General features: G+C 69.5%; 11 protein-coding genes. 9 read left to right on the forward strand and 2 right to left on the reverse strand.

The genetic code is table 11. The features are described 5' to 3' along the window. The first annotated feature begins 338 nt into the window (after nucleotides 1-338). From FHS23_RS23805 to FHS23_RS17105, 4 genes are all read left to right on the forward strand, one after another. Complete coding sequence (locus FHS23_RS23805) at nucleotides 339-3,011, forward strand: AAA family ATPase (RefSeq protein ID WP_183656666.1); 2,673 nt, start codon at nucleotides 339-341, stop codon at nucleotides 3,009-3,011. A gap of 49 nt (nucleotides 3,012-3,060) precedes the next feature. Then, nucleotides 3,061-4,287 (forward strand): methyltransferase domain-containing protein, encoded by a 1,227-nt coding sequence (locus tag FHS23_RS17095; protein WP_183656668.1) that lies wholly within the window; start codon nucleotides 3,061-3,063, stop codon nucleotides 4,285-4,287. Next, nucleotides 4,284-5,264 carry an NAD-dependent epimerase/dehydratase family protein gene (locus FHS23_RS17100; RefSeq protein WP_183657483.1) on the forward strand — a complete coding sequence of 327 codons (981 nt, stop codon included), beginning with the start codon at nucleotides 4,284-4,286 and terminating at the stop codon, nucleotides 5,262-5,264. Before FHS23_RS17095 ends, FHS23_RS17100 begins: the two co-directional genes overlap by 4 nt. A gap of 114 nt (nucleotides 5,265-5,378) precedes the next feature. Then, nucleotides 5,379-6,818: an NDP-hexose 2,3-dehydratase family protein gene (locus FHS23_RS17105; RefSeq protein ID WP_183656671.1), complete on the forward strand. Its 1,440-nt coding sequence runs from the start codon at nucleotides 5,379-5,381 to the stop codon at nucleotides 6,816-6,818. Between the two features lie 16 nt (nucleotides 6,819-6,834). Here the strand turns inward: FHS23_RS17105 and FHS23_RS17110 are convergent, their stop codons facing one another. Then, entirely contained in the window at nucleotides 6,835-7,944 is a 1,110-nt protein-coding gene (locus FHS23_RS17110) for a DegT/DnrJ/EryC1/StrS family aminotransferase (protein WP_183656674.1), read from the reverse strand. 273 nt (nucleotides 7,945-8,217) lie between these two features. On the opposite strand from FHS23_RS17110, the gene FHS23_RS17115 reads away from it, so the two are divergent. After that, nucleotides 8,218-9,426, forward strand: a complete 1,209-nt coding sequence (locus FHS23_RS17115; protein WP_183656677.1) for a macrolide family glycosyltransferase — start codon at nucleotides 8,218-8,220, stop codon at nucleotides 9,424-9,426. Beyond that, entirely contained in the window at nucleotides 9,426-10,937 is a 1,512-nt protein-coding gene (locus FHS23_RS17120) for an AfsR/SARP family transcriptional regulator (protein ID WP_246382370.1), read from the forward strand. The genes FHS23_RS17115 and FHS23_RS17120 overlap by 1 nt, the downstream gene beginning before the upstream one ends. On the opposite strand, the gene FHS23_RS17125 is transcribed toward FHS23_RS17120, so the two are convergent. Continuing rightward, nucleotides 10,921-12,543, reverse strand: coding sequence for an FAD-dependent monooxygenase (locus FHS23_RS17125; RefSeq protein ID WP_183656680.1), 1,623 nt, complete (start codon nucleotides 12,541-12,543; stop codon nucleotides 10,921-10,923). The genes FHS23_RS17120 and FHS23_RS17125 overlap by 17 nt on opposite strands. Nucleotides 12,544-12,684: 141 nt before the next feature. On the opposite strand from FHS23_RS17125, the gene FHS23_RS17130 reads away from it, so the two are divergent. The 3 genes from FHS23_RS17130 (at nucleotide 12,685) to fabZ (ending at nucleotide 14,331) form a co-directional block, all read left to right on the forward strand. After that, nucleotides 12,685-13,431, forward strand: a complete 747-nt coding sequence (locus FHS23_RS17130) for a 3-oxoacyl-ACP reductase family protein (protein ID WP_183656683.1) — start codon at nucleotides 12,685-12,687, stop codon at nucleotides 13,429-13,431. 41 nt (nucleotides 13,432-13,472) lie between these two features. After that, a complete protein-coding gene (locus tag FHS23_RS17135; protein ID WP_183656686.1) occupies nucleotides 13,473-13,787 on the forward strand; it encodes a phosphopantetheine-binding protein in 315 nt (104 codons plus the stop codon). Nucleotides 13,788-13,857: 70 nt separating this feature from the next. Then, entirely contained in the window at nucleotides 13,858-14,331 is a 474-nt protein-coding gene (gene fabZ / locus FHS23_RS17140; protein WP_183656689.1) for a 3-hydroxyacyl-ACP dehydratase FabZ, read from the forward strand. Nucleotides 14,332-14,338 lie beyond the last annotated feature (7 nt).

A 14,338-nucleotide genomic window follows, 5' to 3' on the forward strand; every position in this document is an offset into this window, starting at 1 on the left:
GTAGGGTTGACGAATTCGAACTACCCTACATTTTTCCCGCATATTCAGGTTCCTCGGCTGACGCCGTCGAGCGCGCCGGTCTCCCCGTTTGTCGATGCGGGTGCGTACGTCGCGGCGACGTTCGATTCGTCCCCGTGGTGGCGATGTTCACCGAGTCGCCGGTTTCGTGACACGTGGCGAACATGCCGATCACGAATTGGTCTTGATGACGGCGAAACTGCCCGTTTTCGAAGTTTTTCGCCGCGAGGTCGGGCATCATTTGCGCCGAATCGGACGTCGCACGTGATGCGTTTGCGGGTGTTGCGTGGAGCCCTACGTGGGAAGGGGCGTGAGCAGTTGTGCGGGACCGCCGGGCGGAGCTCGACGAACTCGCCGGTCTGCTGTCGGACTGCGCTGCGGGTACCGGCGCTCTGTCGGTGATCACCGGCGGCCTCGGAAGTGGGAAGACCGACCTGGTGCAGCGCTTCGTCGGTGAGGCCGCACGCAGCGGTGCCGTCACTCTCGTCGCCACGGCCGTCCGCAGCGAACAGCCGCTGGAGGGAGGAGTTCTCGACCAGCTCTTCCGCGGGGCGAAGATCCTGCCGGGCCCCGCCGAGCGGATCGCCCGCCTGGTGACCGGATACCTCGAACGGCAGGACGCCGGCACGTCGGCACGTGGCGTGAACGCCGAGACGCGGTTCTTCCGTGAACTGACCGGGATCCTGATCGAACTGTCACGTGACGCGCCCGTGGTGCTGGCCGTCGACGACCTGCAGTTCGCCGATGGGCTGTCCCAGCGCTTCGTCCTCCACTTGAGACGGTGGCTCTCGTCGGCGCGACTGCTGCTCGTCCTGGGTGAGTGGGACCGACCGTACGAGCTGTCACCACGACTCCATTCGCACGCAGGAGCCACTGCCGGTACGCGCATCCACCTGGGACTGCTGAGCGTGAGCGACATTGCGGAGCAACTGGCCGAGAACCGTTCCGAGCAGTCGGCGCAGCAACACGCGCCGGAATGGCATCGCGTCACCGGAGGAAACCCGGCCCTGGTTCGCGCGCTGCTCGACGACCTGCAGGAGTCGTGCCCGGACGAGTCCCCTCGCCCCGGCCCCGCGACGGCTGCGCTGGCGCTGACGGCGTTTCAGCATGTCGACCCGGTCACCCAACGGGTCGTGAAGGCGATGGCGGTGCTGGACGAGAACTGCGATGCCGAAGTGGTCGATCCCGAGCTCGTCGCGCGGCTCTGCGGAATTCGGACCCATCAGGTCCGGCAGGTCCAGGAGTTCCTCCGCGAATCGGGGATCGTGGAGAAGGGCCGGTTCCGACATCCTGCCGTGGCCGCCGTCGCCGCCGACGCGATGGGTGCCGTTGAACGGGCAGGCTGGCATCGGCGGGCCGCCGAGGAGCTCCATCGCCGCGGAGCCGCCGCGGCCGACGTGGCGCGGCAGCTCCGCGCGCTCGACGAACCTGCTCTGGCCGAACTGCCGTGGGCGGTGACTGTGCTGCGCACCGCGGGCGAGCAGGCCTTGCGCGCCGGCCGAGTGAGCACGGCGGTCTCCTCGTTCGAACTTGTCAGGATGCTCGCCGACGAGTCGGAGGTGCTCGACGTGACGCGCCAGCTCGTCCGTGCGCTGTGGTTGACCAACCCTTCGGCTTCGACGGCGCTGGTCCAGCCCGTACGTACGGAGTTGTGCGACGGTGCGCGCTGCGGTCGTGATCTGCTGGTCCTCCTCTGGCTCGCCTTCGGGATGGGAGACGGCGAGTTGGTCGACCGGGTTCTGACGCGATGCCGGGAGAATTCGGACGTGTTCGACCCGCAGGCTCTTGCCGAGCTGCGGGTACTGTGCCGGTTCCACGGAGTGGATGCGGCGGTGGATTCGCCCTCCGAACCGGGCGGCACGGACCTTCCCGCCGACCCGTGGATCGATGTGGCGGAGGCTCTCGGCGGGTTCTGGACCGGCGTGTTCGATTCCCGCTCCGTCCACGCCGCCGAGCACGTGTTGCGAAGTACCCGGCCGGGGGAGACGGCCCCCGAGGTGTCAGCGACGGCGTTGCTGGTTCTGGCGTACGCCGGGGAGCCGGCGTCGCCGGCGGACGAGTGGTGCGCGCGTGTGATCGACGACGCCCGGAGCCGGGGCGCCGTGACGTGGCAGGCGCTGTTCGAGGTGGTCAGGGCACAGCTGGTGCTGCGGCGTGGCGACGCGGTGACGGCGTCCCGGCTCGTGGAGTCAGCCCTGGGCCTGCTGCCTGCGCAGAGCTGGGGAGCGTCGATCGCTTACCCCGCCGGCGTGTTGCTGATGGCGGCGTCCCTGCTCGGCGACCACGAGGCGCTGGATGAGGCGCTCCGGATGTCCGTTCCGGACGCCGTGTTCGACAACGTCATGTCGTTGTTCCATCTGCGGGCGCGCGGGCACGCCCACCTCGCACAGGGACGAGTGCTGGCTGCCGTCAGCGATTTTCGCGAATGCGGGGCACGGATGGAGTGGCACGGGGCCGACGTTCCGCTCGTGGCGCCGTGGCGGCTCGACCTCGCCGAGGCCAGTGTCGCGCTCGGGCGTTACGACACCGCACGCGACCTCGTGACCGATCAGCTCGAACGTCCGGGGACCGACGGGCGTACGCGGGGCATCGCACTGAGGATCCTGGCCGAGGTGAGTCCCGTCGACGATCGTCGGGTGATGCTGGCCGAATCGACTGCGCTGCTGTCCGCGGTGGGTGACGGGTTCGAACTGGCGAAAACCCGTAAGCGGTGCGCCCGCGGCGGCCCGGTCCAGTACGCGATCGAGGGCGTGGAAGTGGGCGGTGGTGTCCACGGCTCGCCGACGTTGAGCGACTCCGAACGCAAGGTCGTGGAACTGGCGATCGCAGGCAGGACCAACCGGGAGATCAGCCGCACGCTGTACATCACCGTCAGCACGGTCGAGCAGCATCTGACCCGCGTCTACCGCAAGTTCGGGATCTCCGGCCGAGCCCGCCTCCGCGAGGTGTTGGATCGGAAAACCGGGACCGGCGGCATGCCGGTGGGGACGTGACCGCCGCGACGTGCCGGTCACAGATGGAAGCACACAGAAGGAGTTAGGCGTGACATCCGAGTCCAGCTGTCGCATCTGTGGCGACACGGTGTCCGAGTTCCTCGATTTCGGAACCCAGCCGTTGTCGGATGCGTTCCGCGATCCGTCCGACACCACCGAGGAGTTCAGTTACCGGCTTGCGGTGGGCAAGTGCGGCACGTGCGCGATGGTGCAGCTCATGAACGAGGTGCCCAGGGAGGCGATGTTCCACGACGACTATCCGTACGTCTCGCGCGGCTCGTCCGTCATGCGGGAGCATTTCCGCTCGCTCGCACACGGATTCCTGTCTACCGAGCTGTCCGGGGACGACCCGTTCATCGTCGAACTGGGATCGAACGACGGGACGATGCTCGCGACCGTCGCCGAGGCGGGCGTCCGCCACCTCGGCGTGGAACCGTCGGGAGACGTCGCCGATCTCTCCGCGGCCGCCGGGGTGCGGGTGAGGAAGGACTTCTTCGAGGAGCCGACCGCGCTGGAGATCGCGGAAACCGACGGCCGGGCCGACGTGATCTACGCCGCCAACACGTTGTGTCACATCCCGTACATGGATTCGATCCTCGCGGGCGTTCGGGCGCTGCTCCAGCCGCGCGGCGTGTTCGTGTTCGAGGACCCGTATCTCGGCGACATCGTCGAACGCACCTCGTTCGATCAGATCTACGACGAGCACTTCTTCCTGTTCAGCGCGCAGAGTGTCGACGAGATGGCCCGCAGGCACGGCCTCGAACTCGTCGACGTCGAACGACTGGCCGTGCACGGGGGCGAACTGCGGTACACGCTCGCGCTCCCGGGAGCCAGGCAGCGCGGTGCCGCCGTCGCACAGTTCCTCGAGCAGGAGAGGACCGCGCGCCTGGGGGAACAGGAGGTACTGGAGCAGTTCGCCGCGAACGTTCACGCCGTCCGTGACGACCTGGTGGCGCTGCTCACGCGACTGCGGGAGGAAGGACACCGTGTCGTCGGGTACGGCGCGACCGCCAAGAGCGCGACGGTCACCAACTTCTGCGGCATCGGACCCGAACTGATCGATTTCGTCTGCGACACGACGCCCGCGAAGCAGGGCAAGCTGACCCCGGGTTCGCACATCCCGGTGCGGCCGCCGGAATGGTTCAGCGACGACTATCCGCCGTACGCGCTGCTGTTCGCGTGGAACCACGCCGAGGAGATCATGGCGAAGGAACAGGCGTTCCGCGATGCGGGCGGCTCGTGGATCCTGTACGTGCCGACGGTGCGTGTCGTGTGAGCGCGGAAGGGCTGTCCGGACGGCGGGTCGTGGTGCTCGGCGGGTCGGGCTTCGTCGGGTCCGCGGTGGCTGCCCGGTTCCTGGCAGAGGGGGCGCGCGTGCGGTCCGTGTCGCGCAGTGGCGGGAATCCGGTGTCCGGAGTGGACGCCGTCGGAGCGGATCTGACACGGCCGGGCGTGGTCGCCGAGGCCGTTGCCGGTGCCGACGTGGTGGTGGTCCTCGTGCTGTACACCGGCAGCGGCGGTTACCGGGTCGGCCCGGACCGAGCACGGGAAGCGGCCGAGGTGAACGTCGGCGTGGCCGAAGCCGTCGCCGCCGCGGCCCGTGACCGGATCCTGCTGTTCGCCGGGTCGACGTCCCAGGTCGGCGTGGTCGATCACGATCGGATCGACGGCACCGAGACCGACGCACCCGTCACCGAGTACGACCGGCAGAAGTGCGAAGCCGAACGGGTCGTCTCCGAGGCGGGCGGGATCACGCTGAGACTGCCGACCGTGTACGGCTGCGGCCCCGCGGGGCTCGATCGCGGCGTGGTCACGGCCATGACGCGCAGAGCTCTCGCGGGCGAACCCCTGACCGTGTGGGGGGACGGTGGTATGCAACGGGATCTGCTGCACGTCGACGACGTGTCGCGTGCCTTCGCGGCGGCCGCCGGGGGCGCCCGGCAGCTCACGGGACGGCACTGGCTGCTGGGCAGCGGCGCCGGCGTGAGCGTGCGCGAACTGTTCGTGCGCGTGGCGCGCGTGGTGGCCCGGCGCAGCGGCGCAGCGCCGGTGCCGGTCGTGTCCGTGGCCCCGCCTGCGCACGCGACTGCGATGGACATGCGCGGTCTCGTCGCCGATCCCGCCGCTTTTCGGGATTCGACCGGCTGGGAGGCACGAGTGGGCCTGGACGACGGTATCGAGACGACGGTCGCGGCGGTGGCAGGCCGAACGCGGCAGGGAGGTCGGTACGAGTACCCCTATTCCGCGGATTAGGGGCAAGCGCCGATTGACCGGCCCGTGGGTGCGTCGTGAAGCTGAGACGTGCCGTCGCCTGCATTCTCCGCGTGACCGCCACCGGACTGGCCGACTCGGCTGAGGAGTTGTTCTGTGGTCGCCCCATCCCGCGTTCCGGCACGCAGTGCGGCCGAGGCCAGGGTCGTGACGTCGCTGTTGTCGCGGCACGGCGTGCTCGGCGGGCTCGACGCGGTGCACTCGTGGCTTGCGGATGCCGCGCGCGGACGATGGATGGAGACGACACGCATCCCGCTGGACGAGCTGGCCGGATGGCACCGGGACGAGGACACGGGCTACCTGTGGCACGAGACGGGACGGTTCTTCAGCGTCGAATCGGTCAACGTGGAACTGGGCGGCGGTGCGGTGTCGCGCTGGTGCCAGCCGATCATCAACCAGCCGGAGATCGGCATCCTGGGGATTCTCGTCCGGGAGTTCGACGGGGTCCTGCACTTTCTCATGCAGGCCAAGCAGGAGCCCGGTAACCCCGGCGGTGCGGTGCAGCTGTCCCCGACGGTGCAGGCGACGCGCAGCAACTACACGGGAGTCCACAGGGGCCGCCCGATTCCCTATCTGGAACATTTCCGCGACCCCGTGTCCCGGGCGATCGTCGACATCCGGCAATCCGAGCAGGGCGCGTGGTTCTACCGGAAGCGCAACCGCAACATGGTCGTCGAGGCCGGGGCGGAGGTGGAGGCCGCGGAAGGGTTCTGCTGGCTGACGCTCGGCCAGATCGCCGCCGTGCTCGAGATCCCCGACCTGGTTAACATGGACACGCGGACGGTGCTGGCCTGCTTGCCGGGCGGCGGCGCGGCGTTCGCACGGGCCGTGCCGCAGCACCCGGTGGACGGCTTCGCCGGCGCTCTCGCCCGTTCGGGCGATCCGACGTCCCCGGCGGTGCACACGACGGACGAGGTGCTGAGCTGGATCACCGCTGCCCGGACCCGCACCGAGCTGCGGGTCGCGTCGCGTCCGCTGCGGCAACTGCCGGGCTGGCGCGAGGCCGACGGCGCGATCTCGCACCACAGTGGACGGTTCTTCTCCGTCGTCGGTGTGCAGGTGCGGGCGGAGGGTCGCGAGGTCGGTGACTGGTCGCAGCCCATGATCGAACCCGCGGGACCGGGAATCATCGCCTTCGTGCTGAAGCGCATCCGCGGCGTGCTGCACGTACTCGTCCACGCGAGAAGCGAACCCGGCTACGCCGACGTGGTGGAGCTGGCGCCCACCGTCCAGTGCGCCCCTGGCAACTACGAGGTACTCCCGGAGGAGGCGCGGCCGCGCTACCTCGACACCGTGCTCTCGCCCGCCGCCCGCGTCCGGTTCGATACCGTGCTGTCCGAGGAGGGCGGCCGTTTCCTGGAAGCCCGCAATCGGTATCTCGTCGTGGAGGCCGACGTCGAGGTCGCCGACGACGATCCGGAGTACCGGTGGCTGACCCTCGCACAGTTCGACGACCTGCTGCGGCACAGCTTCTACGTGAACATCCAGGCCCGCACCCTGGTGCTGTGCCTGCGCGGGCTCGCGGCCCGGCAATAGCCGCAGGCGGCGAGCGTTACAGGGACCCCAGCACCGACCGCAGCGTGTCGATGACGTGGTCCTGCGTGTCCCGCGGCAGCGACGGGTACATGGGCAGGGAGAAGATCTCGCCCGCGAGACGTTCCGTCACGGGCAGCGAACCCTCGCTGTAGCCGAGATGGGCGAATCCCTTCATCGTGTGCACCGGCCACGGGTAACTGACGTTCAGCCTGATGTCGTGTTCCGCGAGGGCGGCGAGGATGTCGTCGCGCCGGGGGTGGCGTGCCACATAGAGGTAGTACACGTGACTGTTGCCCGTGGCCGCGGCGGGGAGGGTGAGGTCGGTGTCCGACAACGCTTCGGCGTAGCGGTCGGCGACCGCCTGCCTGCGGGCGATGTACTCGTCGAGCCGTCCCAACTTCCTGCGCAGGATCTCGGCCTGTACCTCGTCGAGCCTGCTGTTGTGGCCGGGCGTGTCGACCACGTAGTACGTCTTCTCCATGCCGTAGTACCGGAGCCGCCGGAGATTGGCATCGACCTCGGCGGACGAGGTGATGACCGCTCCGCCGTCGCCGTAGGCGCCGAGGACCTTCGTGGGATAGAACGAGAAGGCGGCCGCGTCACCGAGCGAGCCCGCGGGCGCGCCGTGCGTTCGCGCGCCGTGGGCCTGCGCGCAGTCCTCGAGGACGACCAGCCCGTGCCGGTCCGCGACCTCCCGCAGCGGCCGCGGGTCGACGCACTGGCCGTACAGGTGCACGGGCAGCAGGCAGCGGGTCCGCGGTGTGATCGCGGCCTCGAGCAGGTCGAGGTCCATGAGGTACGTCGCGGGGTCGATGTCGACGAACACGGGAACAGCTCCGACGGCGTCGATGGCCACGACGGTCGGGGCGGCCGTGTTGGCCACCGTGATCACCTCGTCGCCGGGACCGACGCCGAGTGCCTGGAGACCGAGCGCGACCGCGTTGGTGCCGTTGTCGACCCCGACGCAGTGGGAAACACCGTGGTAGGCCGCGAACTCCGATTCGAACGACGACACGCTCTCGCCGAGCACGAGCCTGCCCGACGAGAACACCGTCTCGACCGCGTCGAGAATGTCATCACGCTCTGCGTGGTACTCGTTCAGGTAATCCCAGACCAGCGTTGCCATCGTCGTCCTCACGTGCTCGCGCGCGGTGCGGCGTCAGCCTAGGAGCGTCCGGGGGATCGGGGAACCCCTAACCCGTCGCGGCGGGGTCCCGTCCGGGATCGGTCCGGACGGTTCAGCCCGTTAGGCCGGTTCGACCAGTCCGGAATGCTCGGGAGCCCCGGGCCCGGTTAGGGGTGTTCGCCTTCTCGGCGTGACTTCTAACGTGACGGAACCGCTCGTGGTGAATCCGCATCCGGTCCCCGACCACCCGAGCCGAGCTGAGGGCGTTTCCGCATGACTCGCACGTTTCTGTTTCTCTGCCATCCGGATCACGGGCACGTCGTGCCGACACTGGCGATCGCCGCGGAACTGGTGCGGCGCGGGCACGACGTGACATACCTGACGGCCCCGGTGATGCGGGAGATCGTCGCCGGAACCGGCGCCGGGGTGGCGACCTACCGGTCCCGCTACCGGGATGCCGACTTCGCCGAACTGGAGAACGATCCGGGCTATCTCATGTCGGTGCTGCTCGACGAGAGCGAGGCGATGCTCGACGCCGCGGTGTCCGAACTGGACCCGGTCGACTGCGTGGTGTACGACACGTCGGTGCTCTACGCGGGACGGATCCTCGCGCGCCGCTGGGACTGTGCCTCGGCGCAGACCGTGCCGTTCTTCGCGTCGAACGAGCACTTCTCGTACCTGAATGCGATGTACAACGACGAGGGTGGTGAGCGCCCCGCGGAGGCCACGCCCGCCGAACTGCCGGAATGGGTGGGCACCACGATGGCCCGGATCGGTGCCCTGAGCGCACAGCACGGCGTCGACGTCGCGCCGGACGAGCTGTGGTTCGAGATCCCCGCCCGCAGCATCGTGACGGTCCCGAGGGAATTCCAGTACGCGGGCGAGTCGTTCGACGACCGGTTCGTGTTCACCGGCCCCTGCATCGGCGAACGCGGGTTCCTCGGCGACTGGAGCCCGCCAGGGGGATCGGCCCCGGTCGTGCTGGTGTCGCTCGGGGCCGTGTTCAACGCGCACAAGGACATCTTCGCCACCTGCGTCGAGGCCTTCCGCGGACGGGACTGGCACGCGGTCGTGACGGTGGGGGACGGGATCGACCCCGCCGAGCTCGGCGAGCTCCCACCGAACGTCGAGGTTCACCGCTGGGTTCCGCACGTCACGGTGCTGCGGGAGGCGGCCCTGTGCGTGACCCACGGTGGGATGGGCACCGTCATGGAAGCGCTGAGCACGGGAACGCCCCTGGTGTGCGTGCCGACGTCGGCGCTGGACAGGCCGACCGGGTGGCGGGTTCGCGATCTCGGACTCGGCGCGCTGCTGAACCCCGGGGACGTCGAACCGGAAGTGCTGGCCGACACCGTCGACGGTGTGCTGGCCGATCCGGCGGTGACAGCGGCGGCCCGGCGGATGGCCACGGCCGTGGCCGATGCGGGCGGGGCGTCGCGCGCAGCGGACGTGATCGAAGCCGCGCCGGACGGGACACGCTGATGCCGGCGGCGCAGATCCGCATCATGGGCCCGGTGCGTGTCCTCCGGGGGAACGAGGAGATCCGGGTCGGTGGGACCAGGGAGAAGGCCGTGCTGGCCAGCCTCGTACTCGAGGCGAACCGGGTCGTCAGCGTCGACCGGCTCATCGGCGCGCTCTGGGGCGGGGACCCTCCGTCGAGCGCGAGAACCCAGGTCGCGATCTGCGTGTCCCGGTTGCGCCGGGCCCTCAGGGAGGCCGGGCTCGACACCGCGGTCACCACGGCGAGCCCCGGATACCTCCTCCGGATCGAGGACGACACGGCCGACTGGCTGCGGTTCGGGTCGTTGACGGCACGGGCGGCGGCCAAGACCACCGCGGGCGACCGGCTCGCAGCCGTGGCCCTGTTGCGTGAGGCCTTGAGCCTGTGGGAGGGCATGCCTTTCGACGACCTTCCCGGTCTGCGCATCGATGCCCACCGGCTGCACGAGGCGCGGCTCGACGCGACGGAGGCGTGTGCCGAACTGGAACTGGAACTCGGCAGGCACGATCGGGTCGTCGCCGACCTCGCCGCTGTGGTGGAGGACCAGCCGTTGCGCGAACGCGCCAGGGGACAGCTCATGCTCGCGCAGTACCGCTCCGGCCGCAGGGCCGAGGCGTTGCGCACCTACCAGGACGCGCGCCGTGTCCTCGTCGAGCAGATCGGGTTGGAGCCGGGGCCCCAGTTGCGCGAACTGCACGAGCGCATCCTGCGTGACGAGCCCACGCTGGCCCGGCCCGCGAACGCCGGTGCGCAGAGCCGTGCGGCGGCCCGCGGCCGGCGCACGGACGGTGCGGTCCCGGCACGGACATCGCGGGCCGCCGGTCCGGTTCCGTCGCAGCTGCCACGGTGTCCCGCGCCGTTCGCGGGTCGTGGTGCGGAGCTGCACGAGGTGGACCGTGCACTGTGCGGGTCCGCGGACTCGTCCGGAACTGTGGTGCTCACCGGCCCCGCCGACGTCGGCAAGACCGCACTGGCCCTGAATTGGGCGCACAGCCGGGCCGACCGCTTCCCGGGAGGGCAGCTGTTCGCGTCGCTGCGCGACGAACAGGGTGAACCGGTGGCGACCGGCCGGATCCTGGAGCGATTCCTGCGGGCGATGGGGGTCGCCGAGGACGAGATCCCGTCCGACCCGCACGAACGGATCGCGCTGTACCGCAGTGCCGCGGCCCGCAGGGAGATGCTCGTCGTGCTCGACGACGCGGCAGACGAACGTCAGGTGCTGCCATTGCTGCCCGGCTGTTCCGCCTGCCGGGTACTCGTGACGAGCCGGGGCGGGCTCGACGAACTCGCGGTGCGCCAGGGCGCCACCCGGTTGCCCGTCGGGCCGCTGCCGCCCGCCGAATCGCGGGAGCTGCTCTCGCTGCTGCTCGGCAGGAGCTGGGTGGACAGCAGCCCGCGCGCGGCGGGGCGCATCGCCGGGATGTCCGGAGGGAATCCCCTGTCGCTGCGCCGAGCGGCGGCCGGGATGTCGTCGCTCAGCCCGCGCGGTTGAGGACCGTGTCGAGGGCGGCCGTCAGCCGGTGATGCCCGTCGGCCGCGTCGGTGGTGCGCCACGCGACGTGACCGTCGGGGCGGACGAGCACAGCACCGGACCGGCCGACGCCGTACGTGTCGGACCAGCCGGGGGCACTGAGGCCTGCGCCGGTGGGCTCGGCGGGGTCGAGTTCGATGGGCACCAGGTGGTCGCCCGTCCGCGCCGCGACGTCGCCGGCGATGCCGGCCCAGTCACTGCCGGGTGAGGTGAACAGGGTGAAGCCGGTGCCGAGCAGATCCAGTGTGGACATTCGTGCGCCGGCCCGGTGCACCGTCACGTGCGGCGCGCGGTGTCCCGGGCGCGCGGTTGCGACGTACGTCCGGTACGGATCGGCAGGTGCAGGTGCGGCGGAGCCGTCCGGCACGACCGCGGTCGACTCGTAGTGGAAGCCCAGTACCAGTCCCTCGCTGCTACGCCTGCCCGCCTGCAGCGAGATGGCCTCCTTCATCGTGAGCTCACCCTCCATCATGCGGAAGGTGATCAGCGCGTTGGTCAGGCTCTCCGACACCGTCCGCTCGCCGATCGGCCTGCGCTCGGCGTCGTAGGTCGCGAGCAGCCCGGGACCCGCCAGTCCCTTGTGGACGGCAGCGAGCTTCCACACGAGATTGTGGGTGTCCTGGATGCCACAGTTCATCCCGAACCCGCCCTGCGGGGTGCTGACGTGTGCGGAATCGCCCGCGAGGAAGACCCGGCGATCCCGGAACGTGCCGGCCGTGACGGCCTGCTGCAGCCACGGCATCGTCGCGACGAGTTTCACGTCCAGTTCCGGGATGCCGACGGCCTCCCGGACGATCCGGGTGCACAGCTCCGGCGTGAAGTCGTCCGGGCTGCCGCCCTCGGCCGGGTCGTATCCGGTTTGGACGATCCACCTGCGGTCGTTGTCGACCGCTTCGACGGCACACGGGATGGTGCTGCGGAGGAAGTACAGGGCGCACATCCGGTCGCGGAGTGCATCGGCGATGTCGGCCTCGAACATGATGCTGATCATGTGGCCGATCGGGGGAGGGCCTTCGACGTCGATGCCGAGCTGCCCACGGATGCCGCTGCGTGCACCGTCCGCGGCGATCGCGTAGGAGGCGTGGACCTGTGCCACGGCGTCCTCCGACTCGATCTCCGCCGTCACGCCGCCGTCGCGTTGCGTCAGGGACGTCATCGTCGTGCCGAACCGGACGTCGCACCCCGGGAGTGTCTCCGCGGTGCGCTTGAGGATCACCTCGAGCACGTCCTGGGCACAGATGTAGGCGTACGTCGGGCTCTGGGCCGCGTCCTCCTCGATCGGTGCGACCTCGCGGTGGAGGTCCCCGGAGGTGAGGGACGTGCCCACCCCGACGGCGAGGCTGTCCTCCCGCGGCAGGCCGGCACGTTCGACCTCCTCCTGAAGTCCCCACGCCCGTAGGAGTTCCATTGTGCGGGTGGACACCAGCCGGGCCTTCGGGAAGATGGAGGTCCCTGCGTGCCGCTCGACCAGCAACGAGGTCAGCCCGTGCCGGGAGCATTCCAGCGCTGCGCTGAGCCCGACCGGGCCTCCGCCCACGATGAGGACGTCCACCTCGATGTCAGCCATGAGGCGAGCCTGTCGGAGGCGCATCGACGGGGTCAAGACGCTGATATTCGCGTGATAACGCGGTGAAAACCGGGCGCAGTACGTTGGCCGTGCACATCGGGAAGAGGTACGTCCGGTACCGGGTGACCCGTGGAGACGTGAATGTTCGCAGCTGGTTCGGTGGCACTCGTCACCGGAGGTTCCCGCGGGCTGGGCAAGGCGGTCGCCTTGGACCTGGCAGCGCACGGGAATCACGTGGTGATCAACTACTCGCGATCGGAGGAGGCGGCGCAGGAGCTGGTCTCCCGGATCGAGCAGGACGGTGGTTCGGCGTCGGCCGTGCAGGCCGATGTCACGGACGAAAGCGCCGTGCGTGAGATGTTCCGCTCCGTGCGTTCGGAACACGGGCGGCTCGACGTCTTGGTGACCAGTGCGGGAGTCACGCGCGATCGGCACCTCGTCGCGATGAGCGGTGAGATGTTCGACGAGACGATGGACATCAACATGAAGGGCACGTTCCACGCGTGCCGCGAAGCGATGCGCATCATGCAGCATCAGCGGAGCGGGTCCATCGTCACGCTCAGTTCGGCCAGCGGACTCGACGGCGGCTTTCCCGGTCAGACCAATTACGTCGCCTCGAAAGGCGCCATCATCGCGTTCAGCAAGGCGCTGTCGTACGAGGCCGCGCCGTACGGCGTGCGGGTCAACGCGGTCGCGCCCGGATTCGTCGAGACCGACATGACGAAGGCCATCCCCGCGAAACTCAGGGAAACCTACGCCTCGCGGATCCGGCTCGGCCGGATGGGCAAGCCGGAGGAGATCGCCAACGTGGTGACGTTCCTGGCGTCCGAGCGGGCTTCGTACATCACCAGCGAGACCTTCATCGCCAACGGTGGGGGACTCGGCTGAGTACCTCGGTATCCGATCAGCTCGCACCTTCGGAGGAGATTGTGACCATCGACGAACTCCGTGCCGCCGCGGCCGCACGGCAGCAGACGTGCTCGCGGATCAAGAAGATGATCGTCTCGCGACTCGACCTGCCCATCGAGCCGGACTGGATCACCGACGACCAGCCGTTGTTCGGACGGGGCCTCGAACTCGACAGCCTGGACGTGCTGGAACTCTACGTCGCCATCGAGGCCGAGTTCGACGTCGCGCTCTACGACAGCGACATGTCGGTCTTCGGTTCGGTCTCCCGGCTCGCGGAGCACGTCGACCCGTCGCTGCCGAAGACCGAGCCCGCGACGGCCGACGGCGCGGCATGACCACCGGAACGCCTGCGGCCGTGAAGGCTGTGTTTTCCGCCGTGTCTTCCGGTGTGAAGAAGGCGGAGTCATGAGCGAGACACCGGCCTCCCCCGAGGCCCTGACCGACCTCGGCCACGAGCGGATCCGCGAGATCCTGCCGCACCGGTGGCCGATGCTCATGATCGACAGAGTCGACCGGGTCGAGCCGGGCCTGCGTGCCACCGGCGTCAAGAACGTGTCGGCGACCGAACCCTGGTTCCAGGGGCATTTTCCGGACGAGGCCGTGCTGCCCGGAGTGCTGGTGACCGAGGCGCTGGCCCAGTTGTCCGGTGTCGTGTTCGCCCTCGCGGGCGCGGGCCCTATCGGCTACCTCGCAGGTGTGCGGTCGATGCGGTTCCGCAGGCCCGTGCGGCCCGGGGATTCGCTGCGCCTGTCCACCGAGCGCTCGGCGGGCGGACGCGGCTTCTGCGAGTACAAGGTCAGCGCGCGTGTGGACGGCTCGGTGGTCGCCGAAGGTTCGATCACCGTCGCCGATCCGTCCGCGACGAACGGAAAGGTGTGACAAACCC

The organism is Prauserella isguenensis, assembly GCF_014191605.1.
In the GTDB taxonomy this organism is placed as follows: Bacteria; Actinomycetota; Actinomycetes; order Mycobacteriales; family Pseudonocardiaceae; genus Prauserella; species Prauserella isguenensis.